Below are 14,329 nucleotides of genomic sequence, written 5' to 3'. Positions count from 1 at the left end.
ACACCCAGGGTAGCCCGGAGCTCGTCACGTGGATCAGTCGTCCCGCGCGTACGCGCGATCACGTAACCGACTCACCCACAGGGGAGAGCTCCGTCATGAACAGCACCGCGCCCGCCGTACGGGCGCGCCACCTCGTCAAGACCTACCCCGGCGATGTCACGGCCCTCGACGCCCTGGACATCACCGTCGAACCCGGCACCGTCTTCGGCCTCCTCGGGCCGAACGGGGCGGGCAAGTCCACCACCGTCAAGATCCTCACGACCCTCGCGCGGCCCGACTCGGGCACCGCCGAGGTCGCGGGACACGACGTCCTGCGCCACCCCGACCGGGTGCGCGGGGCGATCGGCGTCGTCGCGCAGAAGTCCGGCGCCGACCCCGTCGCCACCGGCCGCGAGAACCTCCTGCTCCAGGGCAGGCTCTACGGGTTGCGGGGCGCGGGCCTCAAGGCCCGGGTCGCCGACCTGCTCGACCGGTTCGCGCTCGCCGACGCCGCCGACCGGCCCGTCAAGGGCTACTCGGGGGGTATGCAGCGCCGCCTCGACGTCGCGCTCGGTCTCGTCCACCGCCCCGAGGTGCTCTTCCTCGACGAACCCACGACCGGGCTCGACCCCGAGGCGCGCACCGCCATGTGGGACGAGATCGCCCGGCTCGCCGGGGACGAGGGCCTCACGATCCTGCTCACCACGCACTACTTGGAGGAGGCCGACCGGCTCGCCGAGCGCATCGCGATCGTCGACCGCGGCCGGGTCGTCGTGACGGGCACCCCCGACGCCCTCAAGGGTGAACTGCGCGGCGACGCCGTCCACTTGGCGTTGCCCGAACCGGTCGGTGACAGCGGCCGCACGCTCCTGAACGGCGCGCTCACCGGCCTGCCGGGGGTCAACGAGGCGCACGTCGACGGCCGCCGGATCAGCGTGCGCGCCGACGACGGCGCGGCGGCGGTGCCGCTGCTGCTCGGCGCGCTCGACCGGGCCGGCCTCGCGGTCGCCTCGGCGACGGTCGCCCGCCCCTCCCTCGACGACGTCTACCTCCGCCACGCCGGCCGCCGCTACACCGAGGCCGACACGGACCCGGCCCTGACGGGAGGTGCCCGATGAGCACCGTCACACCGCCCAACTCCCTCGCCCAGACCTGGTACATGACCCAGCGTCAGCTCATGGTGTTCGTGCGGCAGCCCGCGTATCTGCTGATCACGCTGATCCAGCCGGTCGTCTGGCTGTTCCTCTTCGGCAGCCTCTTCAAGGACGTCGTCGAACTCGGCGGCTTCGGCACCACCTCGTATCTCGACTATCTGGTGCCCGGCGTCGTCGTGATGAGCGCCCTCAGCTCCAACATGTGGGCGGGCATGACCACGCTCGACGAGATCCAGCGCGGCACCCTCAACCGCTTCCTGACCACACCGGTCAGCCGCACCGCCCTGGCCAACGGCACCGTCGTCAACAACGGCCTGGTCACCGCGCTCCAGTCGGTGATCATCGTGCTGCTCGGCCTGCTGGGCGGGGCGGACTACGCGGGCGGCGCCGTCGGCGTGCTCGTCCTGGTCCTCGCCTCGGTGCTGCTCGGCACGGTCTTCGGGGCGCTGTCCAACGCGCTCGGGATGCTGGTGCAGGAGCGGGAGTCGATCATCGGGATCAACACGTTCCTGCTGCTGCCGCTCACGTTCGTGTCGTCGGCGTTCATGGCGCCGTCCCGGATGCCGCCCTGGATCCGGCACGCCGCCGACGTCAATCCGCTCGACTGGGCGATGGTCGCCGGGCGTTCGGCGATGTCCCCCGACCCGGACTGGCCGGACGTGGCGCTCAGGGGCGGGGGGTTGCTGGTCCTCGCGGTGGCGGCGGTCTGGCTGTCGACGCGCACCTTCAGGGCGTACCAGCGCAAGGTGTAGGGCCGGAGGAAGGAGCTGGGGCGGGCGCTGTCAGGCGCCCGTCTCCTGCTCCGCCTCCACCTGCGCGTTCCAGTCGCGCTTCGACGCCTGCCAGCCGTCCTCGTTGTGGCCGAGGCGCCAGTAGCCGGAGATCGAGAGGTCCTCGCGCGGGACCGACCGGTCGACCCGCAGATGGCGGCGGAGCTCCTTCACGAAACCCGCCTCGCCGTGCACGAACGCGTGCAACCGGCCCTCGGGGAAGTCCAGTCCGGTGACCGCGGCGACCAGGGCCTGGCCCACGGGACGCCCGGCGCGGTGCAGCCAGGTCACCTCCACCGGGGAGTCGATCTTCTGCTCCTCCTCGGGCCCCTCGACCTCCAGGAAGGCGTGGGCCCGGGTGCCCTCGGGGAGGGCTTCGAGCGCCGCGGCGACGGCGGGCAGCGCGCTCTCGTCACCGGCGAACAGATGCCAGTCCGCCGCGGTGTCGGGACGGTACGCGCCGCCGGGGCCCATGAAGTGGATCGTCTCGCCGGGTTGCACGCGCGCGGCCCACGGACCCGCGAGGCCCTCGTCGCCGTGGACCACGAAGTCGAGGGTGAGCTCCCGCGCGGCCGCGTCCCAGGCGCGCACCGTGTAGGTGCGCGTCACGGGCCACTGCTCGCGCGGCAGTTCCTCGCGGACGCGCTCCGCGTCGAAGGGCTCCGCGTACGTGACACCGGCCGGCGGGAAGAGGAGCTTCACGTAGTGGTCGGTGTACTCCAGCTCCGCAGGGAAGTCCGCGAGCCCGTCCCCGCCGATGACCACCCGCTGCATGTGCGGCGTCAGCCGTTCCGTCCGTACCACCTGCGCGGAACGGGCCTTGCGGGGCTTGCGTGCGGGGCGCTCGGCCATGTGCGGTCTCCCTCGATCACCACTACTTAGGTTTACCTAAGCTAACACCTCACTCCGCGAGGGTGGCGAGGAGCCGGTGCAAAGATCCGCCCAAGCCCCAGCGGGCCGCCAACTCGTCCAGGGCCATGGGGTCCCGGGGCTCGCGCGGCAGCGCCGTGTCCACGTCCGGCAGGGGTACGTCGCTCGCGACGCGCACCACCGCGGGCGCCACCGCGATGTACGGCCGCGCCTCGTCGAGCCGCTTGCGCTGGGTCGGCGTCAGCCTGGACGCCGGGTCGTCGACGGCCGCCATGATCCCGGCGAGATCGCCGAACTGGGCGAGCAGCTTCGCGGCCGTCTTCTCGCCGATGCCGGGCACGCCCGGCAGCCCGTCGCTCGGGTCGCCGCGCAGCAGGGCCATGTCCACGTAACCGGAGCCGTCCACGCCGTACTTCTCGCGCAGCAGGTCCTCGTCGGTCATCTGGAGGGTGCCGACGCCCTTGAGCGGGTAGAGGACGCGCCGCTCCAGCTTGTCGTCGACGAGCTGGAAGAGGTCGCGGTCGCCGGTGACGATGTCGACCGGGCCGCTCGCACGGCCGGTGAACGTGCCGATCACGTCGTCCGCCTCGTACCCCTCGACGCCCACGCGCGCGATGCCGAGCGCGTCGAGCACAGCCTCGATGATCGGGACCTGCGGCGAGAGGGTGTCGGGGACCTCCTCCTCGTCCGGGGTGCCGGCCGCCGTCTCCTCGGCGACGCGGTGCGCCTTGTACGAGGGGATCAGGTCGACGCGCCACTGCGGGCGCCAGTCCGCGTCCATGCACGCCACCAGGTGCGTGGGGTGGTGGTCGTGGACGAGCCGGGTGATGAATTCGAGCAGCCCGCGCACCGCGTTCACCGGTGTGCCGTCCGGGGCCTTCACGGAGTCCGGCACCCCGAAGTAGGCCCGGAAGTACAGGGACGCGGTGTCGAGCAGCATCAGGCGCTGGTTCACGGTGGGGGCTTCGGATCCTTGGGTCACGCCTCGCATCATGCCGCAGCCCACCGACACCCGCAGTCGGCCACGGCCGCGGATCCGCGCGGCCGAACTCCCGCACGGCGCTCCGTTCGTGTGCGAAACGTCGTCAACCATGAACGCAATGTGAACTGGACCACTCTTCTGTTTGATCGGCATAAGGCCGGGCAGGCGCCGAGCCGGAGCGGAGCCGGTCACACGTTCAACTATTGAATGGTTGGCCGGTTTCACGCGGGCAGACTCCGCACCGCTCCACGGCCCGCCGGCGGGGGAGGCGGGCCGTCTTGGTTCGACCCGAGAGGTGTATGTGTCCAGGCTTGAAGCCGAAGACCTGTACAAGGTGTTCGGCAGACGACCCGATGAGGCGGTGGAGAATCTCCGCCGCGGAGCAGACCGTGAGGAATTGCGCGCCGACGGCACCACCGCCGCCGTGATCGACGCCTCCTTCACCGTCGAGCCCGGCCAGATCTTCGTCGTCATGGGTCTGTCGGGATCCGGCAAGTCCACCCTTCTGCGCATGCTGAACGGACTTTTGGAGCCCACCGCGGGACACGTCCGCTTCGACGGCCAGGACCTGACGCAGCTCTCCGCACGGGAGCTGCGCGAGGTGCGGTCCAAGAAGATCAGCATGGTCTTCCAGCACTTCGCGCTGTTCCCGCACCGCTCCGTCCTGGAGAACGCGGGCTACGGACTCGAGGTGCAGGGCGTCCCGCGCGCCGAACGCGACAAGCGCGCCCACGAGGCGCTGGAACTCGCCGGGCTCAAGGGCTGGGAGAAGTCCTTCCCCGACGAGCTGTCCGGCGGTATGCAGCAGCGTGTGGGCCTGGCCCGCGCGCTCGCCACCGACGCCGACCTGCTCCTCATGGACGAGTCCTTCAGCGCGCTCGACCCGCTGATCCGGCGCGACATGCAGGACCAGCTCCTCGACCTCCAGAAGACGCTGAAGAAGACCATCGTCTTCATCACGCACGACCTGAACGAGGCCATGCGCCTGGGCGACCGCATCGCCGTCATGCGTGACGGCCGCATCGTCCAGATCGGCTCCGCCGAGGACATCCTCGTCACCCCGGCCAACGACTACGTCGCGTCCTTCACCCAGGACGTCGACCGCTCCCGCGTGCTGACCGCGGGCGCGATCATGGCCACCCCCGAGAAGGGGTACGCGGCCTCCGACGCCCCGGCGACGGTCACCGAGGACACCCCGATCATCGACCTGTTCACGCCGTGCGCGACCAGCGAGACACCCGTCGCCGTCACCGGTGAGGGCGGCGAACTCGTCGGCGTCGTACCGCGCGAGCGGCTGCTCGCCGTGCTGGGCGAGCCGATGAAGTCCGTGGAGAGCGCCGGGGACAACGGCCTCGTGGAGACGCCGAAGGACGCCGTCCCCACGCCGCGCGGCGAGGGCGACGAGCCGGTGGAGAAGGTGAACGCCGGTGCCTAGGATTCCGTTCGGTGACTGGGTCAACGATGTGGTCGAGTGGCTGCTCAACCACATGTCGTGGCTCTTCGACTTCTTCAAGACCTGCTTCAACGGCATCTACGACGGCATCAGCGATGTCCTCCAGGCGCCGGAACCGCTCATCCTCGCGGGTATCTTCGCCGTCATCGCCTTCTGGCTGCGCGGCACGCTCGCGGGCGTCCTGACCTTCGTCGGGTTCTGGTTCATCGACAACCTGGAACTGTGGGACGACGCGATGCTCACGCTGTCGCTTGTCCTCGTGTCGACGATCATCGCGCTGGTCATCTCGGTGCCGCTCGGCATCTGGGCGGCGCGCTCCAACCGGGTCAGCAACCTGTTCCGGCCGGTCCTCGACCTGATGCAGACGCTGCCGGCGATGGTCTACCTGATCCCGGCCATCCTGTTCTTCGGCTCCGGCGCGCCCGCCGGCATCGTCGCGACCCTGATCTTCGCGCTGCCCCCGGGCGTGCGCATGACCGAGCTCGGCATCCGGCAGGTCGACAAGGAACTGGTCGAGGCCGCCGACGCGTTCGGTACGAAGCCGAGCAGCACCCTGTGGCGCGTGCAGCTGCCGCTCGCCCTGCCGACGATCATGGCCGGTGTCAACCAGGTCATCATGCTGGGTCTGTCCATGGCCGCCATCGCGGGCATGGTCGGCACCGGCGGTCTCGGTGGCGCCGTCAACGAGGCCATCGGCCAGCTGAACGTGGGTCTCGGCGCCGAGGCCGGCATCTCCATCGTCATCCTGGCGATCTACCTCGACCGCATGACGAGCTCGCTCGGCCAGCAGGTCTCGCCGCTCGGCCGCCGGATGCTCGCCAAGGCGCGCTCCGCGCAGGGCCTGAAGATCTGGTCGTACCGTCCCCGCCCGGCTGTCGCCGTCGTCGGCGTCGTCATCCTCGCGCTCGTCGCGGGCGGCATGGGCATGTTCGGCAACTCGCCGGCCACGACCGCCGCGGCCGACACCTCGAACGTCGGCAAGGGCAAGAAGATCTCCATCGGCTACATCCCCTGGGACGAGGGCGTCGCCTCCACGTTCCTGTGGAAGGAGATCCTGGAACAGCGCGGCTTCGACGTCGAGGCCAAGCAGATGGACGCGGGGCCGCTCTACACCTCGCTCGCCCAGGGCAACATCGACTTCGAGACCGACTCCTGGCTGCCGACCACGCACGCCCAGTACTGGAAGAAGTACGGCAAGCAGCTCGACGACCTGGGCGCCTGGTACGGCGAGACGTCCCTGGAGCTCACGGTGCCCGCCTACATGAAGGGCATCGACTCGCTCGCGGACCTCAAGGGCCAGGGCGCCAAGTTCGGCGGCAAGATCACCGGCATCGAGGCGAGCGCCGGTGAGACCGCCCTGCTCAAGAGCAAGGTGCTCAAGGCGTACGGGCTCGACAAGGAGTACAAGGTCGTCGACAGCTCGACGCCCGCGATGCTGGCCGAGCTGAAGCGCGCGTACGCCAAGAAGCAGCCGATCGTGGTTCCGCTGTGGTCGCCGCACTGGGCGTACAACGACTACAAGCTGAAGAAGCTCAAGGACCCGAAGGGGGTCTGGGGCAAGGGCGACGGCGTGCACACGCTGTCCCGCAAGGGCTTCGGTGACGAGAACCCCGAGGTCGCCAAGTGGCTCAAGAACTTCAAGATGACCGAGAAGCAGCTCACGAGTCTTGAGGCCGAGATCAACAAGGCGGGCAAGGGCCGGCAGCAGGACGCCGTCAAGACGTGGCTGAAGTCCCACCCCGGCGTCGTCGACAAGCTCGCCCCGGTCAAGAAGCCGTCCGGTTCGGCGTCCGACTCCAAGGACCCGGTGAACGTCGCCTGGTTCCCGTGGGACGAGGACATCGCGGTCACGTACCTCTGGAAGAACGTCCTGGAGAAGCGCGGCTACCGGCTCAACCTCAAGCAGATGGACGTGGGCCCGGTCTACACCGGCCTCGCCAGTGGTGACCTGGACGTCAACTTCGACGCCTGGCTGCCGTACGCGCAGAAGAACTACTGGGACCAGCACAAGGACGACCTGAAGGACCTGGGCAGCTGGTACAGCCCGACCTCCCTGGAGCTGGCCGTCCCGTCGTACGTGAAGGGCGTCAAGTCCCTCGCGGACCTCAAGGGCAAGTCGAAGACCTTCGACGGGAAGATCATCGGCATCGAGCCGGGCACCGGCGAGATGAACCTCCTCAAGAAGAAGGTGCTCCCCGGCTACGGCCTGGACAAGGAGTACAAGGTCGTCGACGGCTCCACGCCGGCGATGCTGGCCGAGCTCAAGCGGTCGTACGCCAAGAAGGAGCCGATCGCGGTCGTGCTCTGGTCGCCGCACTGGGCGTACAGCGAGTACAAGCTGAACAAGCTGGCCGACCCGAAGAAGACGTTCGGTGAGGGCAACACGATCCGCACGATCTCCAACAAGGACTTCCCGGGCAAGTACCCGCAGCTCACGAAGTGGTTCAAGAACTTCAGGATGAGCGAGGACGAGCTGGGCAGTCTGGAGGCCGAGATCAAGGACCGCGGTCAGGGCCACGAGGAAGAGGCCGTCACCGCATGGCTGAAGGAGCACGCGGACGTCGAGAAGCGGATGACCGCTTCCTGATTCCCGCCGTGTGACGCGAGGGGTGGGCTGTGAGACAGCCCACCCTCGCCGCCGTTCCGGTGGCACGGTCCGCGTTCGTACGCTCGACAGCACCGTGTCCGCCGCCCGGCTCAGCGCCTTCGCCGCCGCCGCGCTCGCCGCCGTCCTGCTGTTCGCGCAGCTGCCCGCCGCCAGCGCCGCGGCGGCTTCGACCGCCACCGCCCGTTTTGCGGAGCTTGCCGCGAATGTCGGGGAGGCGGACGGCTACCACTACGCCACCGCCGACGACACCGGGCGCACCATGGACGCCGCCCAGATCGCGCAGGCCCCCGACGGCACGTATCTCGCCGTCTACCACACGATGCTCGCCGACGGCCGCTTCCACTCGGCCGTCGCCACCTCCGACGACCTCGCGCACTGGCAGCGGCGCCACGACTTCGGAGCGGGATCCAGCCAGCCGACGCTCGCCGCCGACGGCCGCGGCGGCTATGTCCTCGCGTACGAGAAGGACCCCGCCAACCACATCGCGGTGCGCGGCTACGAGGACCTCGACGCGCTCCTGACCGGCCGCGCCGCCCACGCCTTCGACGCGCCCCGCACCCTCTCCCGCTGCTCCGAGGGCACCCCCGCGATCACGACCGCGCACGGCGGCACGATCCGGCTGACCGGCCACTACCGCGCGGACTGCGACACGGACCGGCAGCTCACCGCCACCCTGCGCGACTTCACCGACTGGCACGCCGCACCCGCGCACCGCCTCGACCGCGCCATCGAGGCGCACGGCGCCACCGGCAACATCGGCGACCGCGCCCCCCTCGAACTGGCCGGACAGCCGATGGTCCTCATCGAGGGCCAGCGGTGGCGCGACGACTTCGGCAGCTGGTCCACGTACGCCTACGACCCCGCCTCCGGCCGGGCCGACCGCGTCCCGCTGCGCACCCACGGCGGCTCCACGTCCTTCGCGAATCCGTCGGCGACCCTGATCACGGACCCTGGTGGCCGGCCCGCTCTCCTGGTAAGCCTGTTCATCCCCGCGGAGGGGGCCGCGACCGGCGAGGCCGGACAGCTCGTGTACTGGCGGGAGCTCTAGCACACGACGCGATACCGACCCACGGCTTCCTCCGCTCGCATGAAACCGTCTGGCGAACATGCGTAGGGTGCAGAGAAACGAACAGCACAACGGTGGGATCCGGCGGGAGGGAGCGGAAGTCGTGGACGAACACAAGGAGACACTTCGCGTGGGCGCGGCCGTGCGGCGCCGTCGCCGCACGCTCGAACTGACCCTCTCCGCCGTCGCCGAGCGCAGCGGCCTGTCCGTGCCGTTCCTCAGCCAGGTCGAGAACGAGCGGGCCCGGCCCAGCCACCGCTCCCTGGAGAAGGTCGCCGACGCCCTCGGCACCACCGCCGTCGAACTCCTCGCCGCCGCCGACCCCGCCCGCACCGTGGACCTGGTGCGTGCCGACGACACCTCCGTGGAGGAAGGGGACGGCACCGAATCCGTCGTACGGTCCCTCGTCCGCGGCCACCATCAGATGCACGCCCAGGAGTTCGTGGGGGACCACGACCCGGGCCGCGAGTTCCAGCTGCGCAACGACGTGCTCATGTACGTCACCGAGGGCGCCGTCGAGGTCGAGGCCGAGGGACGCGCGTACCGCCTGGTGCGCGGTGACACGCTGTACCTGACCGGTGGCGTACGGCACCGGTGGCGGGCGACCGTGCCGGACGCGCGGGTCCTCGTCGTGGCGGTCGCCGAGCACATCGAAGCGGTCGACGAGCCGGGCCCGAAGTAGCGGCGGCGGACGTGCGGGTCGTCTCCCTGGTCCCGTCGCTGACCGAGGCCGTCGCCGTGACGCTGCCCGGCGTCCTGGCCGGCGCGACCGACTGGTGCACGCACCCCGCGGACCTCGGCGTCCCCCGGATCGGCGGCACCAAGAACCCGGACGTCCCGGCGATCGTCGCGCTCCGCCCCGATCTCGTCGTCGCCAACGAGGAGGAGAACCGGGCGCCCGACCTCGCCGCCCTGCGCGCGGCCGGTGTCGAGGTCCTCGTCACCGAGGTACGCCGACTCCCGGACGCCGTACGGGAACTGGACCGGGTCCTGCGGGCCTGCGGGGCGGCGTCGCGACCGCGCTGGCTGGACGAGGCGGAGGCGGCCTGGTCCGCACCGCCGCCCGGCGGGCCCCGGTCGACGGCGATCGTGCCGATCTGGCGGCGGCCCTGGATGGTGCTCGGCCGGGACACCTTCGCCGGCGACCTGCTGTCCCGGCTCGGCGTCGACAACGCGTACGCGACGCACCCCGACCGCTATCCCCGGGTGACGCTCGACGAACTGCGCGCCACGGAAAAGGACTTGGTGGTGCTGCCCGACGAGCCCTACCCTTTCACCGCCGAGGACGGTCCCGAGGCGTTCACCACCCCGTCGGCCCTGGTCAGCGGGCGTCATCTCACCTGGTACGGGCCGTCGTTGGTCACGGCCCCGCACATCCTCGGGGCCGCGCTGCGCGGAGGAGCGGGGGAGCGGTGAGCCGACGGCGCTATGTCGCCCGGGGCGTGCCCGGCGGGTACCGGATCTGGGACACCGCGGGCCGCCGCTGGTGGGGCGACCACTACGAACTCTGCCCCGACGACCTGCTGACCGAGCTGAACGGCGCGGCGGACCCGGCGCGGATCACCATCCTGCTCAAGCGGTACCGGGCACTGAAGCGGTGACCCGGGCGGGCGGCGGTGCGAGCAGTCGGCCGCCGCGCAGACCGCGTGCCGTGTGCACCGCGGCCACCGCCCAGGCCGCCACCAGCGCCACGTACAGGACGATCGCGAGGGCGTCGAACGCGACGAGGCCGGTGTGCTTGCCGAGGCCCTCCGCGCCGGTCACGCACGTGCCGACGGGGAACGTGAACGCCCACCACGTCATCGCGAACCCCATGCCCCCGCGGCGCGCCCGCACCACCATCGCCACGGCGAGCGCCAGCCACAGCAGCGCGAAGCCCATCACCGGAACGCCGTAGAGAACGGCGAACACGGTGAAGCCGTGCGCGTACGCCTCGGGCAGCACGCCGCCCGCGACATCCGCGAACTTGTTGGCGGCGGTCGTCGACTGGCCCAGCGGACCGAGCACCAGGAACAGCGTCGGCGTCAGCGCGAGCGGCAGCGGACCGGCCGTGACGAGCCGCGAGAAGATCATCGGCAGCATCACCAGGGTCGCGAGAAGACTCAGCCCGAACAGGCCGTCGCACGCGAGCAGCAGGGTCCGGCGCGCCTGCCCGGCCGGGAGATGCGGCACCAGGAGCGGGCCCACGGCCGCCGACACCATCGGCGCGACGAGCGGCAGCAGCCACACCGGCGACGCCTGCCCCGGCCCGACGCGGTGCCGGACCACCATCAGATACGGGATCGCCACCGCGGCGACGAGACCGACGAGCGTGCCCACGACGAACAGGACCGTGTCGACGGCGACGGCCGCGCCGAGCCCGATCCAGTCCCGCCCCACGAGCAGCGTCCCCGCACCCACCGCGAGCAGCGCCATCGACAGACAGCCGTAGAAGGGGGCCACCGCCGGGTCCAGGAGGTGCGCCCGCGCCTGGTCGCGGTGGTGCGCCCAGTGCGCGGCCCGCGCGCCGAGCAGCACCAGCAGCAGCACGAAGGACAGCGCCCACACGATCGTGCACGCCGTGCGCACCCCGGTGACCTGCACGGGCAGCGTGGCGCCCGCGTTGGCGACGATCGCCGTGCCCATGACGGACGCGTACCAGTTAGGGCCGAGGTGGCGGACGGCCGGCACGCGCGGGGTGCGCACGGCGAGGGATGCGGGGTGGGCGACGGTGACCATGTCCTCACGCTCCCGCGGGCGCGCGGCCCCCACCAGGGACGTTGTCGCTATGAGGGCATAAGCTGGATTTATGAGCAAGGAGCGCGGGGAGCGTACGGACACGGATCAGCACCCACCGGGCCTGCTCGCGCACCGGGTCCCCGACCTCGGCGCGCTGGAACTGCTGCTCGCTGTCGCCCGTCTGGGCAGCCTCGGCGCCGCCGCCCGCGAACTCGGCATCACGCAGCCCGCGGCCAGCAGCCGCATCCGTTCCATGGAGCGGCAGCTGGGCCTGGCCCTGGTCGACCGCTCACCGCGCGGCTCGCGGCTCACCGGCACCGGCGCGCTCGTCACGGACTGGGCGCGGCGGATCGTCGACGCGGCGGAGGAGTTCGACGCGGGCGCGCAGGCGCTGCGCGACCGGCGGGACTCCCGGCTCCGGGTCGCGGCGAGCATGACGATCGCCGAGTACCTGCTGCCGCGCTGGCTCATCGCCCTGCGCGCCGAGCGCCCGGACACCGCGGTGTCGCTGCTCGCCGGGAACTCGGCGACGGTCGGCGAGCGACTGCTCTCCGGCGAGGCGGACCTGGGGTTCGTCGAGGGCGTCTCCGTGCCGGCCGGCCTGGACTCCGCGGTCATCGCGCAGGACAGCCTGATCGTGGTGGCCGCACCGGGCCACCCCTGGTCGCGGCGCCGGCGGCCGCTGCTCGCGGACGAACTGGCGGCGACCCCGCTGATCCTGCGGGAGGAGGGCTCGGGCACGCGGCAGGTGCTGGAGGCGGCGCTCGGGGGGCTCGCGCGTCCGCTGATCGAGCTGTCGTCGACGACCGCGGTGAAGGCGTCGGCGGTCAGTGGGGCGGGGCCCTCGGTACTCAGTGAGCTGGCGGTCGGGGAGGAGCTGGCCTCTCGGCGGCTGGTCCAGATTCCGCTGGAGGGCGCGATCCTCAGCCGGGACCTGCGGGCGGTGTGGCCGACGGGGCATCGGCCGACCGGGCCCGCGCGCGATCTGCTGTCGCTGACCCGGTCGGGCTGAGCGGCGTCCCGCCGATGCCCCGGGGCTCCCGGCTCCGCCCGGACCCCGCTGCTCAGTCGCCGCAGGGGTTTGACCGAGCTCGACGTCGCGGGCCCGCGGCTAGAAGCCGTGCGGGTCCGAAGCCGCTCGGACCAGACCCTGCGTGACGCGTGCGTCGTCGCCCATCTCGGGGTGCCACTGGACGCCGATCACCCAGGACATGCCGGGCAGTTCCACCGCCTCGACGGTGCCGTCCGCCGCGTGCGCCGAGGCCACGAGGCCCTTGCCGAGGCGGTCCACCGCCTGGTGGTGGTAGGTCGGGACGTCCGACGGCTCCGGGACGAGGTCCCCGTACCGGGTGCCGGGCACCGACGTGACGGTGTGGCGGCCGAACGTCCCGATCTCCTTCACATGGCCCTCGATGTGCTGCGTGAGCGTGCCGCCCAGCGCCACGTTCAGGAGCTGCATGCCGCGGCAGATGCCGAGCAGCGGCGTCCCCGACATCAACGCGGCCCGGATCAGGGCGAGTTCCCATGTGTCGCGCTCCGTGGCCGCGGGCCCCGTACGCGGGTCGCGCTCGGCCCCGTACCGCGCGGGCTCCACGTCGGGACCGCCCGCGATGATCACCCCGTCGAGCCGCGCCACCACCGACGGCGCGTGCTTCGGGTCGTCCGGCGGCACCATCGCGGCCAGCCCGCCGGAGGACTGCACGAGCTGCGGATAGCCGGCCGGGAGGAGGGCCGCGGGCAACTGCCACACGCCCCAACTGGCGTGTTCCTCCAGATAGGTGCTGATGCCGATCAGCGGCCTGCTCACCATGTCGTGATCCTTCTCGGTCAGGGAGATCACGAGCCTACGAGACCGCCGCACCGCACGCCGAGCGGTTCAGCATGTGGGCACGGATCAATGGAGCAGAACCAGACCTTTTATGTGAGGAACCCGCGCAGCAGCGCCGCGGTGCCCGCGCAGTGCTCGCGCATGATCTCCCGCGCGCCGTCCGCGTCCCCGTCGAGCACCGCGTCCACCAGGGCCGTGTGCTGGCGCTGGGAGTGCTCCAGGTTCCGCACCAACAGCGGTATGCAGTCCAGGAGTTCGTTCACGGTCGCGCGCACCGCCGCGTACTGCGCCGCGAGCGACGGCGAGCCGGACAGCTCCGCGAGGACGAGGTGCAGCCGGGTGTCCCGGCGGCGGTAGTCGCCGAGCGGGGCGTCATGGGTGTCGGCGAGCGCCGCGCGCAGCCGCCCGGCCCGCGCCGCGTCGAGCCCGTGCGTCGCGCACAGCCCCGCCGCCCCCACCTCCAGGACCTCGCGGAACCGCAGCGCGTCCTCCACGTCCACGCCCTTCAGGCGCCGGCGCAGTTCGTCCTCGCCGGGCGCCGCCGTGCGCGGCACCACGAACGTGCCCCCGTACCGGCCGCGCCGCGACGCCACCAGGCCCTGGTCCTGGAGCACCTTGAGCACCTCGCGCAGGGTGACCCGGCTGATCCCGAGCCGGTCCGCCAACTCCCGCTCCGACGGCAGCCGTTCACCTTCCGGCACCAGGCCGAGCCTGACCACCTGGAGGATCTGCTCCAGGGCCTCCTCGAAGCCGTTGCCGGCCCGGACGGGACGCAGCACCGTCGCCAAGGTGCCCCCGTCGGTGTCCGCCTGTCCCGTGCGCGAGGCGTCCTCGGCGTCCGCCACCGACTCGGCGCTCCCGGCATCCTCGGCGTGCCCTCTGTGCGACATCTGGCCCAACC

Annotated in this window: 14 protein-coding genes; 9 read left to right on the top strand and 5 right to left on the bottom strand. The window is 71.5% G+C overall.

What is annotated here, in order from left to right:
• Positions 1–95: 95 nt before the first annotated feature.
• Together V2W30_RS07500 and V2W30_RS07495 are read left to right on the top strand one after the other, a co-directional pair.
• Positions 96–1,097, top strand: a complete 1,002-nt coding sequence (locus V2W30_RS07500) for an ATP-binding cassette domain-containing protein (RefSeq protein WP_338694656.1) — start codon at positions 96–98, stop codon at positions 1,095–1,097.
• On the top strand, positions 1,094–1,885 hold the full coding sequence (locus tag V2W30_RS07495; RefSeq protein WP_338694654.1) for an ABC transporter permease: 792 nt from the start codon (positions 1,094–1,096) through the stop codon (positions 1,883–1,885). Before V2W30_RS07500 ends, V2W30_RS07495 begins: the two co-directional genes overlap by 4 nt.
• 30 nt (positions 1,886–1,915) lie before the next feature.
• On the opposite strand, the gene V2W30_RS07490 is transcribed toward V2W30_RS07495, so the two are convergent.
• Together V2W30_RS07490 and V2W30_RS07485 are read right to left on the bottom strand one after the other, a co-directional pair.
• Entirely contained in the window at positions 1,916–2,755 is an 840-nt protein-coding gene (locus tag V2W30_RS07490; protein WP_338694652.1) for a siderophore-interacting protein, read from the bottom strand.
• Positions 2,756–2,804: 49 nt separating this feature from the next.
• Entirely contained in the window at positions 2,805–3,764 is a 960-nt protein-coding gene (locus V2W30_RS07485) for a 5'-3' exonuclease (RefSeq protein ID WP_338703521.1), read from the bottom strand.
• Positions 3,765–4,056: 292 nt separating this feature from the next.
• Between V2W30_RS07485 and V2W30_RS07480 the strand changes: the two genes are divergently transcribed.
• The 6 genes from V2W30_RS07480 to V2W30_RS07455 all read left to right on the top strand — a co-directional run bounded on the left by V2W30_RS07480 (position 4,057) and on the right by V2W30_RS07455 (position 10,483).
• Positions 4,057–5,190, top strand: coding sequence for a glycine betaine/L-proline ABC transporter ATP-binding protein (locus V2W30_RS07480; RefSeq protein WP_338694651.1), 1,134 nt, complete (start codon positions 4,057–4,059; stop codon positions 5,188–5,190).
• Positions 5,183–7,795, top strand: coding sequence for an ABC transporter permease/substrate binding protein (locus tag V2W30_RS07475; protein WP_338694650.1), 2,613 nt, complete (start codon positions 5,183–5,185; stop codon positions 7,793–7,795). Before V2W30_RS07480 ends, V2W30_RS07475 begins: the two co-directional genes overlap by 8 nt.
• A 94-nt stretch (positions 7,796–7,889) precedes the next feature.
• On the top strand, positions 7,890–8,864 hold the full coding sequence (locus tag V2W30_RS07470) for a hypothetical protein (RefSeq protein WP_338694648.1): 975 nt from the start codon (positions 7,890–7,892) through the stop codon (positions 8,862–8,864).
• A gap of 121 nt (positions 8,865–8,985) precedes the next feature.
• The gene (locus tag V2W30_RS07465; protein WP_338694646.1) at positions 8,986–9,564 is read left to right on the top strand and encodes an XRE family transcriptional regulator; all 579 of its coding nucleotides are present in this window, start codon (positions 8,986–8,988) and stop codon (positions 9,562–9,564) included.
• Between the two features lie 11 nt (positions 9,565–9,575).
• The gene (locus V2W30_RS07460; RefSeq protein ID WP_338694644.1) at positions 9,576–10,298 is read left to right on the top strand and encodes a helical backbone metal receptor; all 723 of its coding nucleotides are present in this window, start codon (positions 9,576–9,578) and stop codon (positions 10,296–10,298) included.
• Entirely contained in the window at positions 10,295–10,483 is a 189-nt protein-coding gene (locus V2W30_RS07455) for a hypothetical protein (protein WP_338694642.1), read from the top strand. The genes V2W30_RS07460 and V2W30_RS07455 overlap by 4 nt, the downstream gene beginning before the upstream one ends.
• On the opposite strand, the gene V2W30_RS07450 is transcribed toward V2W30_RS07455, so the two are convergent.
• On the bottom strand, positions 10,455–11,600 hold the full coding sequence (locus tag V2W30_RS07450) for a TDT family transporter (protein WP_338694640.1): 1,146 nt from the start codon (positions 11,598–11,600) through the stop codon (positions 10,455–10,457). The genes V2W30_RS07455 and V2W30_RS07450 overlap by 29 nt on opposite strands.
• A gap of 70 nt (positions 11,601–11,670) precedes the next feature.
• On the opposite strand from V2W30_RS07450, the gene V2W30_RS07445 reads away from it, so the two are divergent.
• Positions 11,671–12,612 carry a LysR family transcriptional regulator gene (locus V2W30_RS07445; RefSeq protein ID WP_338694638.1) on the top strand — a complete coding sequence of 314 codons (942 nt, stop codon included), beginning with the start codon at positions 11,671–11,673 and terminating at the stop codon, positions 12,610–12,612.
• 99 nt (positions 12,613–12,711) lie between these two features.
• Here the strand turns inward: V2W30_RS07445 and V2W30_RS07440 are convergent, their stop codons facing one another.
• Together V2W30_RS07440 and V2W30_RS07435 are read right to left on the bottom strand one after the other, a co-directional pair.
• The gene (locus V2W30_RS07440; RefSeq protein WP_338703520.1) at positions 12,712–13,410 is read right to left on the bottom strand and encodes a gamma-glutamyl-gamma-aminobutyrate hydrolase family protein; all 699 of its coding nucleotides are present in this window, start codon (positions 13,408–13,410) and stop codon (positions 12,712–12,714) included.
• A 107-nt stretch (positions 13,411–13,517) separates the two neighbouring features.
• Positions 13,518–14,318: a FadR/GntR family transcriptional regulator gene (locus V2W30_RS07435; protein ID WP_338694637.1), complete on the bottom strand. Its 801-nt coding sequence runs from the start codon at positions 14,316–14,318 to the stop codon at positions 13,518–13,520.
• Between the last annotated feature and the right edge of the window lie 11 nt (positions 14,319–14,329).

The organism is Streptomyces sp. Q6, assembly GCF_036967205.1.
Classification (GTDB): Bacteria; Actinomycetota; Actinomycetes; order Streptomycetales; family Streptomycetaceae; genus Streptomyces; species Streptomyces citrinus.
Note: the sequence above shows the minus strand (reverse complement) of the source record. Positions and strands in the feature narration are given on the sequence as shown.